At 72.5% G+C, this 16,436-nt stretch carries 15 protein-coding genes and 3 pseudogenes; 9 read left to right on the top strand and 9 right to left on the bottom strand.

Annotation, left to right across the window (positions count from 1 at the left end; translation table 11 throughout):
• On the bottom strand, positions 1–1,316 hold a 1,316-nt coding region (locus AB0H32_RS39670; protein WP_361131638.1), incomplete at its 3' end, for an amidohydrolase.
• An 18-nt stretch (positions 1,317–1,334) separates the two neighbouring features.
• The gene (locus AB0H32_RS39665; RefSeq protein ID WP_361131635.1) at positions 1,335–2,837 is read right to left on the bottom strand and encodes an APC family permease; all 1,503 of its coding nucleotides are present in this window, start codon (positions 2,835–2,837) and stop codon (positions 1,335–1,337) included.
• 122 nt (positions 2,838–2,959) lie between these two features.
• Between AB0H32_RS39665 and AB0H32_RS39660 the strand changes: the two genes are divergently transcribed.
• Positions 2,960–3,679: a TetR/AcrR family transcriptional regulator gene (locus tag AB0H32_RS39660; RefSeq protein ID WP_361131632.1), complete on the top strand. Its 720-nt coding sequence runs from the start codon at positions 2,960–2,962 to the stop codon at positions 3,677–3,679.
• Positions 3,680–3,744: 65 nt separating this feature from the next.
• On the top strand, positions 3,745–4,209 hold the full coding sequence (locus AB0H32_RS39655; RefSeq protein ID WP_361131629.1) for a pyridoxamine 5'-phosphate oxidase family protein: 465 nt from the start codon (positions 3,745–3,747) through the stop codon (positions 4,207–4,209).
• A gap of 218 nt (positions 4,210–4,427) precedes the next feature.
• Here AB0H32_RS39655 and AB0H32_RS39650 read toward each other — a convergent pair whose 3' ends face one another.
• The gene (locus AB0H32_RS39650; protein WP_361131626.1) at positions 4,428–4,664 is read right to left on the bottom strand and encodes a DUF4235 domain-containing protein; all 237 of its coding nucleotides are present in this window, start codon (positions 4,662–4,664) and stop codon (positions 4,428–4,430) included.
• 219 nt (positions 4,665–4,883) lie between these two features.
• On the opposite strand from AB0H32_RS39650, the pseudogene AB0H32_RS39645 reads away from it, so the two are divergent.
• A pseudogene (locus tag AB0H32_RS39645) lies at positions 4,884–5,317 on the top strand (hypothetical protein); the annotation flags it as partial.
• A gap of 79 nt (positions 5,318–5,396) precedes the next feature.
• Here the strand turns inward: AB0H32_RS39645 and AB0H32_RS39640 are convergent.
• Together AB0H32_RS39640 and AB0H32_RS39635 are read right to left on the bottom strand one after the other, a co-directional pair.
• Positions 5,397–5,846: a nitroreductase family deazaflavin-dependent oxidoreductase gene (locus tag AB0H32_RS39640; RefSeq protein ID WP_361131623.1), complete on the bottom strand. Its 450-nt coding sequence runs from the start codon at positions 5,844–5,846 to the stop codon at positions 5,397–5,399.
• Positions 5,847–5,985: 139 nt separating this feature from the next.
• Positions 5,986–6,609, bottom strand: a complete 624-nt coding sequence (locus tag AB0H32_RS39635) for a LysE family transporter (protein WP_361131620.1) — start codon at positions 6,607–6,609, stop codon at positions 5,986–5,988.
• Positions 6,610–6,904: 295 nt separating this feature from the next.
• Here AB0H32_RS39635 and AB0H32_RS39630 point away from each other — a divergent pair, with 295 nt between their 5' ends.
• From AB0H32_RS39630 to AB0H32_RS39620, 3 genes are read left to right on the top strand one after another with little or no spacing between them, the layout of a single operon-like run.
• Complete coding sequence (locus tag AB0H32_RS39630; protein ID WP_361131618.1) at positions 6,905–8,134, top strand: cytochrome P450; 1,230 nt, start codon at positions 6,905–6,907, stop codon at positions 8,132–8,134.
• Between the two features lie 12 nt (positions 8,135–8,146).
• On the top strand, positions 8,147–8,347 hold the full coding sequence (locus tag AB0H32_RS39625; protein ID WP_361131615.1) for a ferredoxin: 201 nt from the start codon (positions 8,147–8,149) through the stop codon (positions 8,345–8,347).
• A gap of 48 nt (positions 8,348–8,395) precedes the next feature.
• Positions 8,396–8,929: a flavoprotein gene (locus AB0H32_RS39620; RefSeq protein ID WP_361131612.1), complete on the top strand. Its 534-nt coding sequence runs from the start codon at positions 8,396–8,398 to the stop codon at positions 8,927–8,929.
• A 7-nt stretch (positions 8,930–8,936) separates the two neighbouring features.
• Here AB0H32_RS39620 and AB0H32_RS39615 read toward each other — a convergent pair whose 3' ends face one another.
• Positions 8,937–9,713 carry an endo alpha-1,4 polygalactosaminidase gene (locus AB0H32_RS39615; protein WP_361131609.1) on the bottom strand — a complete coding sequence of 259 codons (777 nt, stop codon included), beginning with the start codon at positions 9,711–9,713 and terminating at the stop codon, positions 8,937–8,939.
• Between the two features lie 319 nt (positions 9,714–10,032).
• Between AB0H32_RS39615 and AB0H32_RS39610 the strand changes: the two genes are divergently transcribed.
• The 3 genes and pseudogenes from AB0H32_RS39610 (at position 10,033) to AB0H32_RS39600 (ending at position 13,591) form a co-directional block, all read left to right on the top strand.
• A complete protein-coding gene (locus AB0H32_RS39610; RefSeq protein ID WP_361131606.1) occupies positions 10,033–11,001 on the top strand; it encodes an aldo/keto reductase in 969 nt (322 codons plus the stop codon).
• 112 nt (positions 11,002–11,113) lie between these two features.
• A pseudogene (locus AB0H32_RS39605) lies at positions 11,114–11,443 on the top strand (AraC family transcriptional regulator); the annotation flags it as partial.
• Between the two features lie 279 nt (positions 11,444–11,722).
• Positions 11,723–13,591, top strand: coding sequence for an RICIN domain-containing protein (locus tag AB0H32_RS39600; protein ID WP_361131604.1), 1,869 nt, complete (start codon positions 11,723–11,725; stop codon positions 13,589–13,591).
• A 23-nt stretch (positions 13,592–13,614) separates the two neighbouring features.
• Here the strand turns inward: AB0H32_RS39600 and AB0H32_RS39595 are convergent, their stop codons facing one another.
• The 3 genes and pseudogenes from AB0H32_RS39595 to AB0H32_RS39585 form a co-directional block, all read right to left on the bottom strand.
• Positions 13,615–14,856 carry a hypothetical protein gene (locus AB0H32_RS39595; protein WP_361131640.1) on the bottom strand — a complete coding sequence of 414 codons (1,242 nt, stop codon included), beginning with the start codon at positions 14,854–14,856 and terminating at the stop codon, positions 13,615–13,617.
• A 190-nt stretch (positions 14,857–15,046) separates the two neighbouring features.
• Entirely contained in the window at positions 15,047–15,754 is a 708-nt protein-coding gene (locus AB0H32_RS39590; protein WP_361131601.1) for a DUF4232 domain-containing protein, read from the bottom strand.
• Between the two features lie 175 nt (positions 15,755–15,929).
• A pseudogene (locus tag AB0H32_RS39585) lies at positions 15,930–16,436 on the bottom strand (serine/threonine protein kinase); the annotation flags it as partial.

Raw genomic sequence — 16,436 nt, 5'->3', positions numbered from 1 at the left:
CTGCCCGCCGCGAGACGCGCCCCCGAGCGCAGCAGCGCCCCGAACGGGTACTGCCACGCGGCCCGTTCGGGGCCGAGGAACGGGATCGTCAGCTCGTCCATCTGCGGCTCGTGCGCGGCCCACAGGGGCTGCAGGTTGGCGGTGGCGCCGAGCCGGGCGAAGCGCGGCACGTCGTCCGGGTGCACCACCTGCAGATGCGCCAGATGCGGCCGGGTGTCGCTCGGCCCGTTCGCGGCGCGGGCCGCCTCGACGGCGTCCAGCGCGTCCCGCACGGCCCGGTCGCCCAGCGCGTGGAAGTGGCACTGGAAGCCGAGCGCGTCCAGCTCGGTCACGTACGCGGGAAGCCGGTCCGGGTCGATGAAGCTCTTGCCGCGGTTGGCGGTGGCGCAGCCGCAGCGGTCCAGATAGGGGTCGAGCAGCGCGGCCGTGTGGTTCTCGGCGACCCCGTCCAGCATCAGCTTCACGGTGCCCGCCCGGAACCGCCCGTGGCTCGACGCGGCCCGCTTCTCGACGAGTTCGGGGATCTGCTCGGCCCCGCGCTCCCGGTCCCACCACAGCGCGCCGACCACGCGCGCCGTGAGCGAACCGTCCCGGGCCGCCGTCAGATAGGCCTCGGCCGGATCGTCCATCCCGAGGAAGTCGCCGATCAGCGCGTCCTGCCAGGCGGTGATGCCGAGCGCGTGCAGATGCCGCTGGGCGTGCAGCAGCGCGGCCAGCCGGTCGGCGGTGGTGGCGGGCGGTGTGAGCCGGCCCACCAGCTGCATCGCACCCTCCTGCAGGGTGCCGCTCGGTGCGCCCGAGGCGTCCCGCTCGATGCGCCCGTCGGCCGGGTCCGGGGTGTTCCGGTCGACACCGGCCAGCTCCAGTGCGCGGCTGTTGACCCAGGCGCCGTGGTGGTCCCGGTTGGGCAGGTAGACCGGCCGGTCCGGGACGACCGCGTCCAGCAGCTCCTTGGTCGGCGTACCGCCCTCGAAGGCCTCCATCGACCAGCCGCCGCCGAGAATCCACTCCCGCTCGGGATGGGCCTCGGCGTAGGCGCGCACGGCGGCCAAGGTGTCCTCGGCGGTCGTGGTCCCGGACAGGTCGCACTGGGTCAGTTCGAGCCCGGCGGGGACCGGATGGACGTGTGCGTCCTGGAAGCCCGGCAGCAGCAGCCGCCCGGCCAGGTCGACCACCTCGGTGCGCGGCCCGGTCAGCTCGCGCAGTTCGCCGTGCCCGACGGCGGTGATGCGGTCGCCGGTGACGGCCACGGCGGTCGCCGTACGGCCCGCGGGAGTGAGGACGGGGCCGCCGGTGAAGAGCAGATCAGCGTGCATGATGCCTTTCCTGGAAGGTCAGTTGGAGGTGGTCAGAAGCTGCTGGGAGTCGGCGTCGGTGCCCTCGCCGGTGCGGAAGTACGGTGATCTGCGCACCCACTTGGCCCAGGCCGCCACCACGAAGCCGGACACGATCATCGTCACCGGCATGAGCAGCAGGAACCAGCCGTTGTCGGCGCTGACCTCGAAGTGGTCGGCGGAGTCGTAGAAGGACCAGCCGAGGTAGCCGCCGAGGCACAGCAGCCCCAGGGCGCTCAGTGCGGGCAGTACCACCGCCCGTACCCCCTCCCGCCAGTCCTGTCGCAGCAGCGAGCGGAAACGGACGGCGGCCGCGAGCGCGGTCAGGGCGTACGACAGGGCGACGACGATGCCGACGGCGTTCACCGTCGCATTGATCATGTCCGCGAGGCGCGGGATCACCAGGGCGAGTACCGCAACCGCCGTGGCCAGGGCTCCGACCAGCAGCGTCCCGGCCGCCGGCGTTCCGTACCGGGCACTGACCCTGGACCACACCGGCCCGAGCGTGCGGTCCCGGCTCATCGCGAACATGCCCCGGGCCGTCGGGATGACTCCGGCCTGGAGCGAGGCCACCGCCGAGAACATCAGTGCCACCAGGGGCAGTGCGGCCAGCGGCTGGGCGGCCAGCCGGTCCCCGAAGTACGCCAGCCCCTCGGCTCCGTGTCCGGCCAACTCGCCCTCGGACAGGACCCGTTGGAAGGCGACGGAACCGAGGAGGAACAGCCCGAGCATCGTCACCAGGGTGATCAGCCCGGCCCGCGAGGCGTCCCGCGGATCGCGCACCTCCTCGTTCACGGTGAACGCTGCGTCGAAACCCCAGTAGCAGAACACCGACAGCAGCAGACCCTGCGCCAGCGCGGTCGCCGAGGGGATCGCGAACGGGTCGAACCAGGACAGCCGGAAGGGATGCGGGCCGGCGGCGATTCCGTACCCGCAAAAGCCCAGCAGGACGACGTACTCGAAGACCAGCAGCCAGGACTGCAGCCGGGCAGCGGTGCGGACTCCGGTCACGGCGGTGAGGGTCACCGCGACGAGTACGAGAATGCCCACCGCCGTGGTCTGCGCGGTCGAGCCGGGATCCAGGGCGAGCGAGCCCATCCGGTGCAGGCCCGCCTGCCCGGCCAGCTGGAGCAGCGCCGAGCCGGTGACCGCCGTGGTGTAGGCGAGGAAGGCGATGCTCGCCACGAAGTTGACCCAGCCGACCATGAAACCCAGCCAGGGGCTGAGCGAACGGCCCACCCACACGTAGCCGTTGCCCGCGTTCGGCTCCACCCGGTTCAGCCGGGAGTAGGACCCGGCGATGCCGAGGACCGGCAGGAACCCGAGCAGCATGATGGCCGGCAGATGCAGGCCGACCACACCGGCGGTCACACCGAGACCGATGCCGATGCTGGTGGTCGCGGCCGTGCTGGACGCGGCGACGGCGACGCTGTCCAGCACGCCCAGGGACTTGCGCAGCTCGGGCTGCGCGGGGGGATCCACACCGAAGGGGGTCTCGCTCATGCCGGCTCTCCGCTCGCACCGCAGGGCCCGGTCGGCCCCGGTGACCGCAGATGAAACCGCCCGTGCACTTCACAGGTCAACGGTGTTGTCATAAGGTGCCGGGCACACCCCGGGAGGCCCTCATGAGCGAACGCGTCGTCCCGCCCGCCGAACGACGGCGCAGGCGCCCCACCAAACAGGGCGTCGTGCTCTGCGAGGAGCTGATCGTCGAGACCGCGCTCCGGCTCATCGAGGAGCACGGCGCCGACGCCCTCTCCGTGCGCCGCCTCGGCCGCGCCCTCGGCGCCGATCCCAGCTCCCTGTACCGGTACTTCCGGCACACCGACGACCTGATGCTGGCCATCGCCGACGAGCTCATCGGACGTACCCAGCGCAGCTGGCGGCCCACCGGCGACTGGCGCGCCGACCTGCGCGAGCTGGGCCTGCGCATGCACGCGGACGCCCTGGCCCACCCCCGGGCCGCGATGCTCAGCGCCCACCGCGTCACCGGCCGCACCCACGAGATCCAGGCGGTCGAGAAGATCCTCGGCGTGCTGCGCCGGGCCGGCTTCCCGGACCAGGACGCGGTGCGGATCTACCACACCTTCGTCGACCAGGCCCTGGCCTTCGGTGCCCTGGACTCCGCCGGAACCGCTCTGCCCAGGCCCGCCCGCGAGGCCGAGGCCGAGGTGTGGCGGGACACCTACGGCCGCCTGCCCGCCGGCACCCACCCGCACATCGCGGCCACCGCCCGCCATCTCGTGGCCTCCATGCGGACCAGTTCCTACCCGGCCGCCCTGGACCTGCTTCTGACGGCCGCGCAGACACACCTTGATCGGCTCCGTGCCGGGACGGAGGGCTGACGGTCACACTGGACGCCGTTCGCCCGTCATACGAACACAGTCCATCCCGAGGAGGCCGTACGCCCATGACCCCGCCGCCCGCCCGCACCGCCGAGCAGCGCAAGAAGGACACCCTCCACCGCCTGGAGCACGACGTCGACGCCTGGGTCGCCACCGCGGGCGAGGACGGCGCCGCGCCCTACCTCGTCCCCCTGTCGTTCGTCTGGGACGGCGCCACCCTGCTGATCGCCACCCCGGCGGGCAGCCCCACCGGCCGCAACCTCCTGGCCACGGGCGCGGCACGGCTGGGCATCGGACCGACCAGGGACGTCGTCATGATCGAGGGCACGGTCCGGGCCGTGACCCCCGAGGACCTGCCCGAGGAGGACGCCGAGGTCTTCGCGGGCAAGACCGGCTTCGACCCGCGCCGACTCGCCACCCCCTACCTGTACTTCAGGATCCTTCCGCAGCGTGTCCAGGCCTGGCGCGAGGAGAACGAGCTGCGCGGGCGGGAGCTGATGCGCGAGGGTGTGTGGCTGTCCGCCGACTGAATCAGGCCGGGCGCAGCCCGATGAACCGGCCGGGTCATCCCAGGGAGTTGCCGCAGGGAGCACGGACGGCCACCTCCCTAGCCCCGGCCACGGCAGCGGGGCACGGCCCGGCCACGGCACCTGTGCACGGCCGGGCCATGGCACCGCGGCACGGCCCGGACACGCACTGCCCGGCCATGTCGTCCGAGCACGGCCGGGCCCGTCCGCCCGGTCCCGGTTCAGTCCCGGGCGGCCTTTGCGGCGACCGGCCACGCACCCGTCGACCGGGCGATGGCCTTGGCGCCGGTGCGGTCGACCGCGCTGTGCACCACCGCGAAGATGGCGCCATGGACCGCCGCCGCGAGCAGGATCTCGCCCCAGCCGCGGTCCGGGTCCAGCGCCTCGGGGGCGTCCTCCTCGTGCCGCAGCGCCGTCCACGCCGTACGGAAGGCCAGCCCCGCCAGTGCCCCGCCCACTCAGCTGAGCACGAATCCGAGCGGCTGGTAGACGAGCGGGAGCCTCAACTTCTTGTGCTTCGCCATGCAGCACTCCTTCCTCGTCCCGGGCCGCTCGTACGGGACGTTCGAGCGGCGCCACCCGTTCGTCCGAGGCACCGGACGGGTGCCGCCCGGTCCCCGGACAGCCGGGCCGCCGAGGCCCCCGGATGCGCGGTGTGATCCGCGCTGCCGGGCGCAGTCGGCTCTGTGGCCCTGCACCTGGCGACCGGGCAGGTCGCTCGGGAGGCGTCCGCCTCGCCGGCGATCGGCGGGCTCCTGGTCCGTGTCGCCCACCGGCTGGGCCGCGACGCCCGTGACCAGCTCATCGGTGAGGCCGCCGACCCGGAGCTGAGCGGCAGGATCCGGGAGCTGCTCAGGGCTCAGCCGGAGATCGACGGCGTGGAGGCGCCGTTCACCGTGAAGACGGGCTTCGACACGACCTCGGCGGCCGCCGCGTCGACCCGGTCCCGGGCCTCGACAGCGAGCGGGTCGAGGTGGTCGCCGTACACGTCAAGTGGTCGCCGGCCCGTACGTTCCCCGTCGCCGACCCGGTCCTTCCCGACGCGACCGACCGGCCGGCGGGTGAGGCAGGAGAGAGCCCCGCCGCGACGGGGGAACGCGGCGGGGCCTGACGCACGAGTGCCCGCCCGGAAACCGGTTCATGCATCGCGGACACAGATTTATCCAAAAAGAGTCGCTCCCGGGCCGGAATCAGCTCTCGCCGAGGGGCTCCAGGACGAACACCGGGATCTGCCGGGGGGTCTTCTTCTGGTAGTCGGCGTAGGGCGGATAGGCGGCCACCGCCCGCTCCCACCACTCGTCCTTCTCCGCACCGGTGACCTCACGGGCCCGCATGTCCTGCTTGACCGGCCCGTCCTGCAGTTCCACGTGCGGCTGGGACTTGACGTTGAAGTACCAGACCGGGTGCTTGGGCGCACCGCCCTGTGAGGCGACCACGGCGTACCGCCCGCCGTGCTCCACCCGCATCAGTGGCGTCTTGCGGATCTTCCCGCTGCGGACGCCCAGGGTGGTCAGGAGGATGACCGGCATGCCGGTGTCCAGCAGGGTCGTGCCCTTCGTGCCGCCCGAACTCTCGTACAGCTCCACCTGCTCGCGCACCCACTGCGTCGGGCTGGGCTCGTACTCGCCCTCAAGTGGCATGGGATCCGTCCCCTTCGTCGGTCCAACGGCTGACGTGCGACCACCTGCAACACCGGCGGCCGCGCGAATCATCCGTACCGCGGAATTCTTCGCCCGTACGGGTGATTACCGCGCAGTGCCCCACGGGCGGTCAGGCGGGTCACACGGTCATCCGCACCGCCAGCACCAGCATCACGCCGCTGGAGAGCAGCGCGGTCGCCAGCCGCCCGCGATGCCCCGTCAGGGCCCGGCCGAGCAGGGCGCCACCGCCCGCGAGCAGCAGCTGCCAGCTCGCGGAGGCGGCGAAGGCCGCCACGACGAAGGCGGCCTGCTCCACCGGCCGCACTGCCTCGGGGGTGCTCGTGCCGAGGACCAGAGCCGCGAAGTACACCACTGTGACGGGGTTGAGCAGGGTGATACCGAGAAGGCCGAGATACGCGCGTGCGGCGCCGGGATCCGGCCGCTCGGGCCGGGTGGTGAGCCGCTGGGCACGGTACTGGCGCAGGGCGAGCAGCCCGCCCCGCACCGCGATTGCGGCGAGGACCAGCGCCGAGACCCAGCGCAGCGGGCTCAGCACGGGCCGCAGCGCCCCCGCCAGGGCGGAGCCGCCCGCCGCGGCGAGCAGCGCGTACAGGCCGTCGGCCGAGGCGACGCCGAGCGCGGCGCAGGCACCGGTGCGCAGCGAGGTGCGGGCGGTGAGGGAGACCAGGTAGGTCCCGACCGCGCCGACGGGCACGGCGATGCCGTATCCGGCGAGCAGTCCCGCCAGGAGCGCGGCCGTCACGGGCAGACGGGGCCGGGCCTGCGACGACGGCCGGGCTGCTGCTGCCCCCGAACCGGAAGGACAGCGGCGGAGCTCGGCGGCAGAATGGAGGGGGTACACAGCATGGGCAGATCCTGGGGCCACCGCCTGCGCGTCGGCAACCGGATTTCGGCGCGTTCCGGCCCCTGCCGACCACATTCCTCGGCCAGATCGTGCAGATCACCGATCTGGCCGAACTTGTTGCCTCTTTGTTAGGTGCCCGGGGCATCTAATGAAGATCGGCACGACGCACTTCTTTCGTCTGCGAGGTCTTTCCATGACGGAACTGACGGACATCACCGGCCCGGCGACTTCGGCCGAACCCGTCGCCTTTCCCCAGGACCGCACCTGCCCCTACCACCCGCCCACCGGATACGCCCCGCTGCGCGAGGGACGGGCACTGGCCCGCGCCACCCTCTTCGACGGCCGTGAGGTCTGGCTGGTCACCGGCCACACCGCCGCCCGCGCGCTGCTCGCCGACCCCCGCCTGTCCAGCGACCGGACCCGCCCCGGCTTTCCGGTGCCCACCGCCCGCTTCGCGGGCGTCCGTGACCGCCGGGTCGCCCTGCTCGGCGTCGACAACCCGCTGCACCAGACCCAGCGCCGGATGATGGTCCCGTCGTTCACCGTCCGACGCGCCACCGAACTGCGGCCCACGATCCAGCGGATCGTGGACGACCTGCTGGACGCGATGATCGAGCAGGGCCCGCCGGCCGAGCTGGTCTCCGCCTTCGCCCTGCCCGTGCCCTCCATGGTGATCTGCGGGCTGCTCGGCGTGCCGTATGCCGACCACGCCTTCTTCGAGGAACAGTCCCGCAGGCTGCTGCGCGGCCCGCTGGCCGCCGACAGCGAGAACGCGCGCGACCGGCTGGAGGCGTATCTCGGCGGTCTGGTCGACCGCAAGGCCCGGCAGGCCGAGCCCGGCGACGGGATCCTGGACGATCTCGTCCACACCCGGTTCCGCGAGGGCGAACTGGACCGGGCCGACCTGATCTCCCTCGCCCTCATCCTGCTGGTCGCCGGCCACGAGACGACCGCCAACATGATCTCCCTCGGCACCTACACGCTGCTCCAGCACCCCGACCGGCTGGCCGAGCTGCGCGCCGATCCGGCGCTGCTGCCCGCCGCGGTCGAGGAGCTGATGCGGATGCTGTCCATCGCGGAGGGCCTGCTGCGGGTGGCCCGGGAGGACATCGAGGTCGACGGGACCACGATCCGGGCGGGCGAGGGCGTGCTCTTCGCGACCTCGGTCATCAACCGCGACGCGTCCCGCTACGACGACCCCGACAGCCTGGACTTCCACCGCCCCGCCCGCCACCACGTGGCGTTCGGCTTCGGCATCCACCAGTGCCTGGGGCAGAACCTGGCCCGCGCGGAACTGGAGATCGCCCTCGGTGCCCTGGTCGAACGCCTGCCCGGTCTGCGGCTGGCCGCACCCCCCGAGGAGATCCCCTTCAAGCCCGGCGACACGATCCAGGGGATGCTGGAACTCCCCGTGACCTGGTAAGAGGCTTTGTCCATGCACATCGAGATCGACAAGGACACCTGCATCGGCGCGGGCCAGTGCGCGCTCACCGCGCCGAGCGTGTTCACCCAGGACGACGACGGCTTCAGCCTGCTGATCCCGGGCCGTGAGGACGGTGCGGGCGACCCGATGGTCCGGGAGGCGGCCCGCGCCTGCCCGGTGGGCGCGATCACGGTGACGGAAGCAGAGGGCTGACGCCCGCCCCCGGCCCGGCCGCCGCAGCCGCGTCAGTAGGGTGCCCGGATGAGCGAACACGCCGGGAAGCCCTTCCTCTACGTCGTCGTCTGCGCGGCCGGGACAGCCGCCGGAGTCACCAGGCTGATCGACGCCGCCCAGGAGCGTGACTGGGAGGTCGGCGTGATCGCCACCCCGGTCGCGATGAACGGGTTCTTCGACACCACCGCCGTCGAGACCAGCACCGGCCGCCCCATACGGTCGGCCTGGCGCTCCCCGGCCGACCCGCGCCCGTTCCCGCCGCCGGACGCCGTGGTGGTGGCGCCCGCCACCTTCAACACCGTCAACAAGTGGGCCGCCGGACTGGCCGACACCCTCGCCGTGGGCACCCTGTGCGAGGCCGCCGGACTGGGCGTCCCCATCGCGGTGCTGCCCTGCGTGGCGGACGCGCTGGCCGCCCACCCCGCCTACCAGGACAGCCTGATACGGCTGCGCCGGATGGGCGTCTGCTTCGGTGAACCGTACTCGGGCCTGCCCGGCGCGGACGGCCGGCCGCCCGAGTTCCCCTGGGAGCGCGCCCTGGAGCTGCTGGAGGGGCCCTGAGCGGGCGTCAGTGCACCTTGCGGACGTAGTGTGCACTGCCCGGCGTGGACACGTTCACGTCCCGGCGGACGATGCTCAGCCGCGCGCCCCAGCGCCCGAGCGCCTTGCGCAGACCGCTGTCCGTGTACTCGATGTCCACCACCCGGTCGGCGAAGGCCTTGGCGTACACCTCGCACTCGTCGTACTGCCCGCACTCCTCCGCGACCGCGAAGTCCAGCCCGGCCGCCTTGCGTTGACCGGCCAGCTCGGCGGTGTTCTTCTGCCCGACGGCCAGGTGCCGGGCGTGCGCGTGCCGGGAGAGCAGGCGCATGAAGGCGATCGCGTCGGCGGCGGTGAGCAGGCGCCGGGAACGCGTGTAGCTGTCGTAGTTGTCGGGCTCGACGGCGTCGAAGCCCTTCTTCGCGCAGCCGTCGATCCACCGGTCGACCCGCTCCGCCACGCGCTCGCGCCTGGCCGGTGTGCGCAGGTCGAGCAGTGGTTCGTTCCAGTCCTCGTCGATGACGACCCTGCCGTCGCCGTCCCGCAGCAGCAGGTCGGCCGGCCAGGAGGAGCGCTCCTCGGGCTGGGCCTGGAAGGCGTTGACGTAGCAGATGTTGTAGAGGCCGGGCGCCGGGGAGTCGGACCGGTCGCGGCTGACGATCCGGACCCCGGCGGGCGGCGGATAGGCGCCGCCGATCTGGTAGTCGAACCCGGCGTGGCGCGGCGGCAGTTGGACCGCGGCCGGCTTCGACGACGCCTTCTCGCCGCTACCGCTCCTGCCGCCGGAGCCGCAGCCCGTCAGCACCGGCAGGGCGACGGACAGGGCGAGCAGCAGCGCGCCGGCACGCGCCCCGGACCTGGCACGCGGGAAACACCCTGGGTGGGCACGTCCGCTCCATCGATCGCGGGTACGGCCCCGCCTCGGACCGGAGTGAAACCGTCCTGGCGACTGGGACCGGGCTGGGACCGTGTGTCCGACACCGGCTGGGCGCACCTCTGGGTGCCCGCCGGGCGGCGCGGCACGTGCAGGATCCAATCGTCCGCCCGCGCCGCAGTCAAGTCGGCGCCCGGGCACCCCGTACGCTCCACAGTGACCATCGCCCCTGAAGGCAGGAGCATCAACGATGCAGTACGTGAAGCTCGGTTCGACGGGCCTGGACGTGTCGCGGATCTGTCTGGGCTGCATGACCTACGGCCTGCCCGACCGCGGACGGCACGAGTGGACGCTCGACGAGGAGGCGTCCCGTCCACTCATCAGTCAGGCGCTGGAGGCGGGTGTCAACTTCTTCGACACCGCCAACGTCTACTCCGACGGCACCAGCGAGGAGATCGTCGGCAAGGCCCTGCGCGACTTCGCCGACCGCGACGAGATCGTGCTCGCCACCAAGGTGAACGGCCGGATGCGGCCGGGCCCGAACGGGGCCGGGCTGTCCCGCAAGGCCATCCTCTCCGAGATCGACCACAGCCTGCGCCGCCTCGGCACCGACTACGTGGACCTCTACCAGATCCACCGCTACGACCACGCCACACCCGTCGAGGAGACGATGGAGGCACTGCACGACCTGGTCAAGGCGGGCAAGGTGCGCTACATCGGGGCGAGTTCGATGTACGCCTGGGAGTTCTCCAAGGCCCAGTACACGGCCGAGCGGCACGGCTGGACCAAGTTCGTCTCCATGCAGAACCACTACAACCTGCTCTACCGCGAGGAGGAGCGGGAGATGCTGCCGCTCTGTGCCGACCAGGGCGTGAGCACGCTCCCGTGGAGCCCGCTCGCCCGCGGCCGGCTCACCCGCGACTGGGGCACCGTCACCGAGCGCAGCGCGAACGACGACTTCGGCAGCCGCCTCTATCTGGAGAACGACCGCTCCATCGTCGAGGCCGTCACCCGCATCGCCGGCGAGCGCGGCGTCCCGCGTGCCCAGGTCGCTCTCGCCTGGCTGCTGCACCGGGACACGGTGGCCGCGCCGATCGTCGGGGCGGCCAGGACGCGCCACGTCGAGGACGCGGTGGCGGCGGTGGAACTCCGGCTGAGCGAGAAGGAGATCGAGCAGTTGGAGGAGCCGTACACCCCGCGTGCCGTCAGCGGTCACTGACGACTCGATGAGGACCGTGCGGCGCGAACTCCGTGCCGCACGGACCGGCACCCTCGCTCCGTGGCAGGCGGACGCGCTCGCCGCCTCCGGGGCCCGCGCGCCGGACTTCGATCCGGGCGCCGACGCCCGGGTGCGGCGCGCCGAGGAACTGATCGCGGCCGACCCGGGCGCGCCGCACACCGTCCGTTCGCTCGCCGCGAGCGTGTCGCTCTCTCCGTCCCGGTTCGCCCATCTGTTCACCCAGCGGACCGGCCGGGCGCCCATGCGGGCCCTGCGCGAGGCGCGGCTGCGGCATGCGGCCCGTCTGCTGGTGGCGACCGACCTGACCGTGGAGCGGGTGGCGGCGGCCTCCGGATTCCCGAGCCCCTTCTACGTCAGCCGGGTCTTCCGGGCCCGCTTCGGAGTCCCGCCGGGCGCATATCGGGCGGGCGAACGCCCATAATGCACCGCCAAAGGCTTTCATTGACAGGAAGTCAAAAACACTGCAGGTCGTGGGCAATGTTCGGTAGTGGGGGATGTCTTGTTCCGTCCTGCCCGGCTGTGCAAAAGTGTGCGCTGTCGGCATGCAGAAAATTACATTTCCGCTGCATGTGCCAGGTCACTCCCGTACGCCCCCCACGCTTCGAAAGGGCTGCCCAGGCGGACGTTCGAGGTGCCGAATCCCGGCTCATACCTCTTGGTATGGACTAATTCTCGAGTTGTGTCTGGAGGAAATGCAGCCGTGCATGACGCAGGTCCGTCGGATTCCCACCCCACCGCACCCCGGTTCGATGTCTCGGACGCGCAACTGAGTGCCGAACTGAAGAAGTGGACGGGAACGACACCCGCGCTCCATCCGGTCGGCGAACTCCTGGACCGGCACTGGGAAGCGGCGTTCGCCTACGCCCGGCTGTGCACCGACGGGCCGCGCGCCGCCGGCATGCTCACCACGGCCGCCTTCACCCGGCTGTTCGGCGAGTCGCTCCGGCAGGCGGGCCCGTCCACCGCGTGGCGGCCGCACCTGCTGGTCACCGTCCGCCGGATCGCGGCCGAGTGGGACGGCGACGGCCGCCAGGAGATGCTCCACCCCGCCCTGCGCCCGGAGGCCGTCACCGGGGAGCGCGCGGCGGCCCGGCTGCTCCCGCCCGCCGGCCGCCGGCTGCTGTCCCGGGCGTTCCAGCGGCTGCCCCAGTCCTCCCGCGCCGTGCTGTGGCACGCGGAGGTCGAGGCCGAGCCCGTCGCCGTCTTCGCCGCGCTGCTGGGCATGGACGAGGAGGACACCCGCATCGAACTGCGCCGCGCCCGGGAACGGCTGCGCGAGGAGTGTCTCCAGGCCCACCGCGAACTCGCCCCCGAGTCCGAGTGCATGCGCTATCAGCGCATGCTGGACGTGACCTTCCGGCGCGGCGGCATCGACATCGACCCGGACCTCCAGCAGCACCTGTCCGGCTGCCGCCACTGCCGGCAGACCGCCGACCAGCTGGCCCAGTTCAACGCGGGACTCGGCCTCGCCCTGGCCGAGGCGGTCCTCGGCTGGGGCGCCCGCGACTATCTGGAGTCCAGGGCCGCCCGTACCGAGGAGACCACCGCCCCGCCACCGCCACCGGCGGCGCCGCCCGTCGCACCCTCGGGCGGCGAGGCCTTCACCACTCCGGCCCCCGCGCCGGCCCCGGCCGGCCCTCGGACCGCCGCCCCCGCCGCCCCCGCAACGCCCGGCTCCTCCCGCCGTTCCGTGCACCGGGCCGCCCGCCGCGCCCGCCGTCGCAATCTCGCCCTGGGCGTCGCCACCGTCACAGGCCTCGTCGCCCTCCCGCTGGTCCTGTGGTCGTTGCTCGGCCCGGGCGACGACCGGCCCCCGGCTCCCGGCGACACGGCCGCGCGCCCGCCGGGCAAGGGCTCCCCGACACGGACCCCCTCCTGGACCGCGGCGAACGGCAGGTCTCAGGGCGCCCTGCACGGCCGGCTGCACAACCTCGCCTCGGGCCTGTGCGTGGGCGTCGTCGGAGAGAAGGCCGTGCAAGGGGCGGAGACCGAACTCACGGCCTGCTCCTCGGTGGCGAGCCAGCAGTGGACGTACGAGACCGACGGACTGCTGCGCAACTCCTCCGCGCCCGACCTGTGCCTGGACTCCAGCCTCGGCTTCTCGGTCCGGTTGTCCCCCTGCTCGGCCACCGGGAAGGCTGCCAGGGACATCCGCTACGACCTCACCCTCCAGGGCGCCCTCGTCCCCCGCTCGGACCAGGACCTGGTTCTGACTCCCGCCGCGACCGACGGTTCCGGCGCCCTCGTCCTCAAGAACCGCACGGCGACCACGGCCCAGCGCTGGAGCGTGGACACCGCCAAGCCCGACCTCCAGATGGAATTCGTCAACTGGGGCGGCGACACCGGCACCCGCCCGGCACCTTCGCCGTCCCCGTCGGTGAAGGCGACCCCCAGGGCCCCGGCGTCCCCGTCCCCGACACCGTCTCCGAAGGCGGCCACGACCGGCCCCGCGCCGTCCGCCTCCAGCGGCTCCGCCTTCTGCGATGCCCTCCCGTACTACTGCAACCGGGACGGCGGCGGCTACGGCGGAGGCGGCTACGGCGGCGGCACCAGGGGCCGCCACCGCTGAGCGGCGGCCGGGCCGGCGGCGGGTCAGGAGGACGTGGCGCCCGCCGTTCCCAGGAACTCCTCCCAGCCGCCCGTCGGGGCCTGGCCCGGCGGCAGGGTGCGCAGCTTGCGCAGGGCCGCCGGGTCCTGTGCCTCCAGCCAGGCCACGAGCTGCTTGAAGGACACGAACCGCACGTCGTCGTGCTCGGCCATGCGGCCGATCGCCTCCTCGACGGCGTCCATGTAGATGCCGCCGTTCCAGCGTTCGAAGTGGTTGCCGATGAAGAAGGGGGCGCGGTTGCTCTCGTACGCGCGCTGGAAGCCGGCCAGGTAGGTGTCGCGGGCCTGCGTGCGCCAGGCGTCGAACTTGGAGCTGTCGCCCAGGGGGTTGCCGCCGGACTGGTTGAACATCATGTTGTAGTCCATCGACAGCACCTGGAAGGAGTGGCCGGAGAACGGTATCGACTGCAGCGGAAAGTCCCAGATACGGCCGCCCTGCACCTTGCCCGGCCAGATCTGCAGCCCCCCTGGGGAGCTGGCGTCGTACTTCCAGCCGAGCGCGGCCGCGGTGGGCAGCAGGTTCGACTGGCCCTCCAGGCAGGGGGTGCGGCCGCCGATCAGCTCCTTGCGGTAGTCGAACGGCAGCGGGTCGAGGTCGGAGAAGCCGGTGTTCGTCTTCCACTTCGTGACGAAGTCGATCGCCTGCTCGATCTCACTGCGCCACTCGGCCGACGACCAGTTGCGCACGCCGGTCGCTCCGCAGAAGTGGCCGTTGAAGTGGGTGCCTATCTCGTGCCCCTCCAGCCAGGCGGCCCGCACCTCCTGGATCGTGGCGTGGATGTGCCGGTCGGCGAGGTAGCCGATCGCGGATGCGCCGACCGCGTGCTGCGGCGGGCGGTAGAGGTTCTTCTTGGCCTCAGGCAGCGTGTAGATGCCGCTGAGGAAGAAGGTCATCTTGGCGCCGTGGTCGGACGCGACCTTGCGGAACCGGGAGAACAGCTTGTTGCTCAGCTCGCCCGCGCCGTCCCAGGAGAACACCACGAACTGCGGGGGCTTCTGGCCCGGCTTCAGCCGGGCCGGCTTCGGCTGGTGCGGCTGGGGGCCGGTGTCGGCGGTCGAGCCGTCCCCGATGGGCTTGCCCGGCCGGGCCTGCTCGGTGCCCTTGGCGCCTGCCGAGCCCTGCCCGTCGACGGACAGGCCGGTGCCGGAGGAGCACGCGGACAGGGCTCCCAGGGCGCTCGCCGCCGCCCCCGCCGTCAGCACACGCCTGCGTGAGATGCCGCTCATCGTCTTCCCCGATTCCGTCGTCATGGCTCCCTGCGGAGCCCTGTTGCTGTGAGGTCGACGGGTTCGATGAGGGGAAGGTGCGGAAAGATCGCGGCGGCCGGGACGTGTTGCCGTCCTGTGACACTTGTGGCGCGCTCATGACGAACCCCGCTGTCCGGATGCGGACAGCGGGGTTCGTCGGGGGCTTTTGTCAGGCGCCGGTGCCGGGGCTGAACACCGACAGGAAGACGGAGGAGGAGTTCCCGGACACCGGGACCGGCCCGCCCGTCCACGCGGCCTTCAGGGCGTCGCGCTCGTCCGGAGGGGTGATCAGCAGCGCGGCGGGCGTGCCGGTGTTCGCGCCGCTGACCTCCGGGTTGGAGAAGGTCAGCCCGGCCCAGGCGCTCTGCCCGGGCTTCAGCGTTACCGTCGCCGCGGAGCCCGACTCGCGCTTGGGGTCCGGGCCGAGCTGGCTGCCGGAGGCGTTCACGAAGGCCGCGCCGGGAAAGCCGCGCAGGGTGCAGGTCCGGGAGGACTTGTTGGTGAGCACGAGGGGGAAGTTCTCCTGGCCGGCGCCCGGGTTGTTGCGGCCGACGGAGGCACGCAGCTCGGAGGTGTGGCAGCGGCTGCCGGTGCTGCCGGACTTGGTGCCGGTGCCGGCCGACGGGGCGCCGGTGGCCGAGGAGGCGGTCGGCTTCGGGGTGGCGGACGAGGTGCCGGCGGCCGCGGACGTGTCCGTGGCGGACCCGGGCGGCGAGGGCGAGGCCGAACCGGTGCCGGTCGCCGGCCCGGCGGTGCCGGACACCGACCGTGGACCGTCGCCGGCATGATCGTTTCCGCAGGCGGTCAGCAGACCCAGTACGGCGATCGCGCTCGCGAGCAGGGCCCCGCGCTGCAAGGGCCGGGACAGGTGCGCCATGGTTCTCCACACTCCTGGATGATCACGACACGCGGGTCGGGCGTGCCTCCGGCGCTCGCTGCGCCGTCACCACGTTCCGATGCCCGCACCGCCGGAAAAGTTCGCGCACTGTGCGCCTTTTCGGCGGACTGCGCTCCGTTTTGGCTGAATCTTTACCATTGGCCGGTTCTATCGGTCAGGTGACCCGGAGCGAGCGGAGGATGTCCTGGGTCGCGGTGGCTCCGCCGCGCTCGCGCACCTGTACGTACACCTGCGGCTTCGTCGAGCCGTTCGCGGGACGCAGCGCCGACTCCGTGACCGAGGCGTCGTCCGGGCAGCCGGTCCAGGTCCGGATGGTGCCCTGCCAGCCGGTGCCGGTGAAGGTCCGGCTGCCCGCGTAGTGGCAGCCGGCATGGGAGAGGGCGGTCACCCGGGCGCCGACGTCGCCGTGCTCGCTGACGCCGACGAACACGCCGTCGACCGTGACGCCCAGGTCGGACCACTTCGCCATGTCGTCGGCGATCACCAGACCCGGCTCGTGCCCCGCCGGAAGTCCGAGCGTGTGCGGGTCCCAGCCGGCGTCGCGCACCTCGCGGGCCCAGCCGGCGGGCACCTCGACGGTGACCCGGCCGGTGGCGTCCTTCACCTTCGCCGTGTCGTCGCCTCCGGTCCGGTGCAGCACGAGTGTCACGGTGGCGGCGGC

Origin of the sequence: Streptomyces sp. NPDC020362, assembly GCF_040642095.1 — a bacterium.
Taxonomy (GTDB): Bacteria; Actinomycetota; Actinomycetes; order Streptomycetales; family Streptomycetaceae; genus Streptomyces.
The sequence above is the reverse complement of the archived record's forward strand: the minus strand, read 5'-3'. Positions and strand labels throughout refer to the sequence as shown.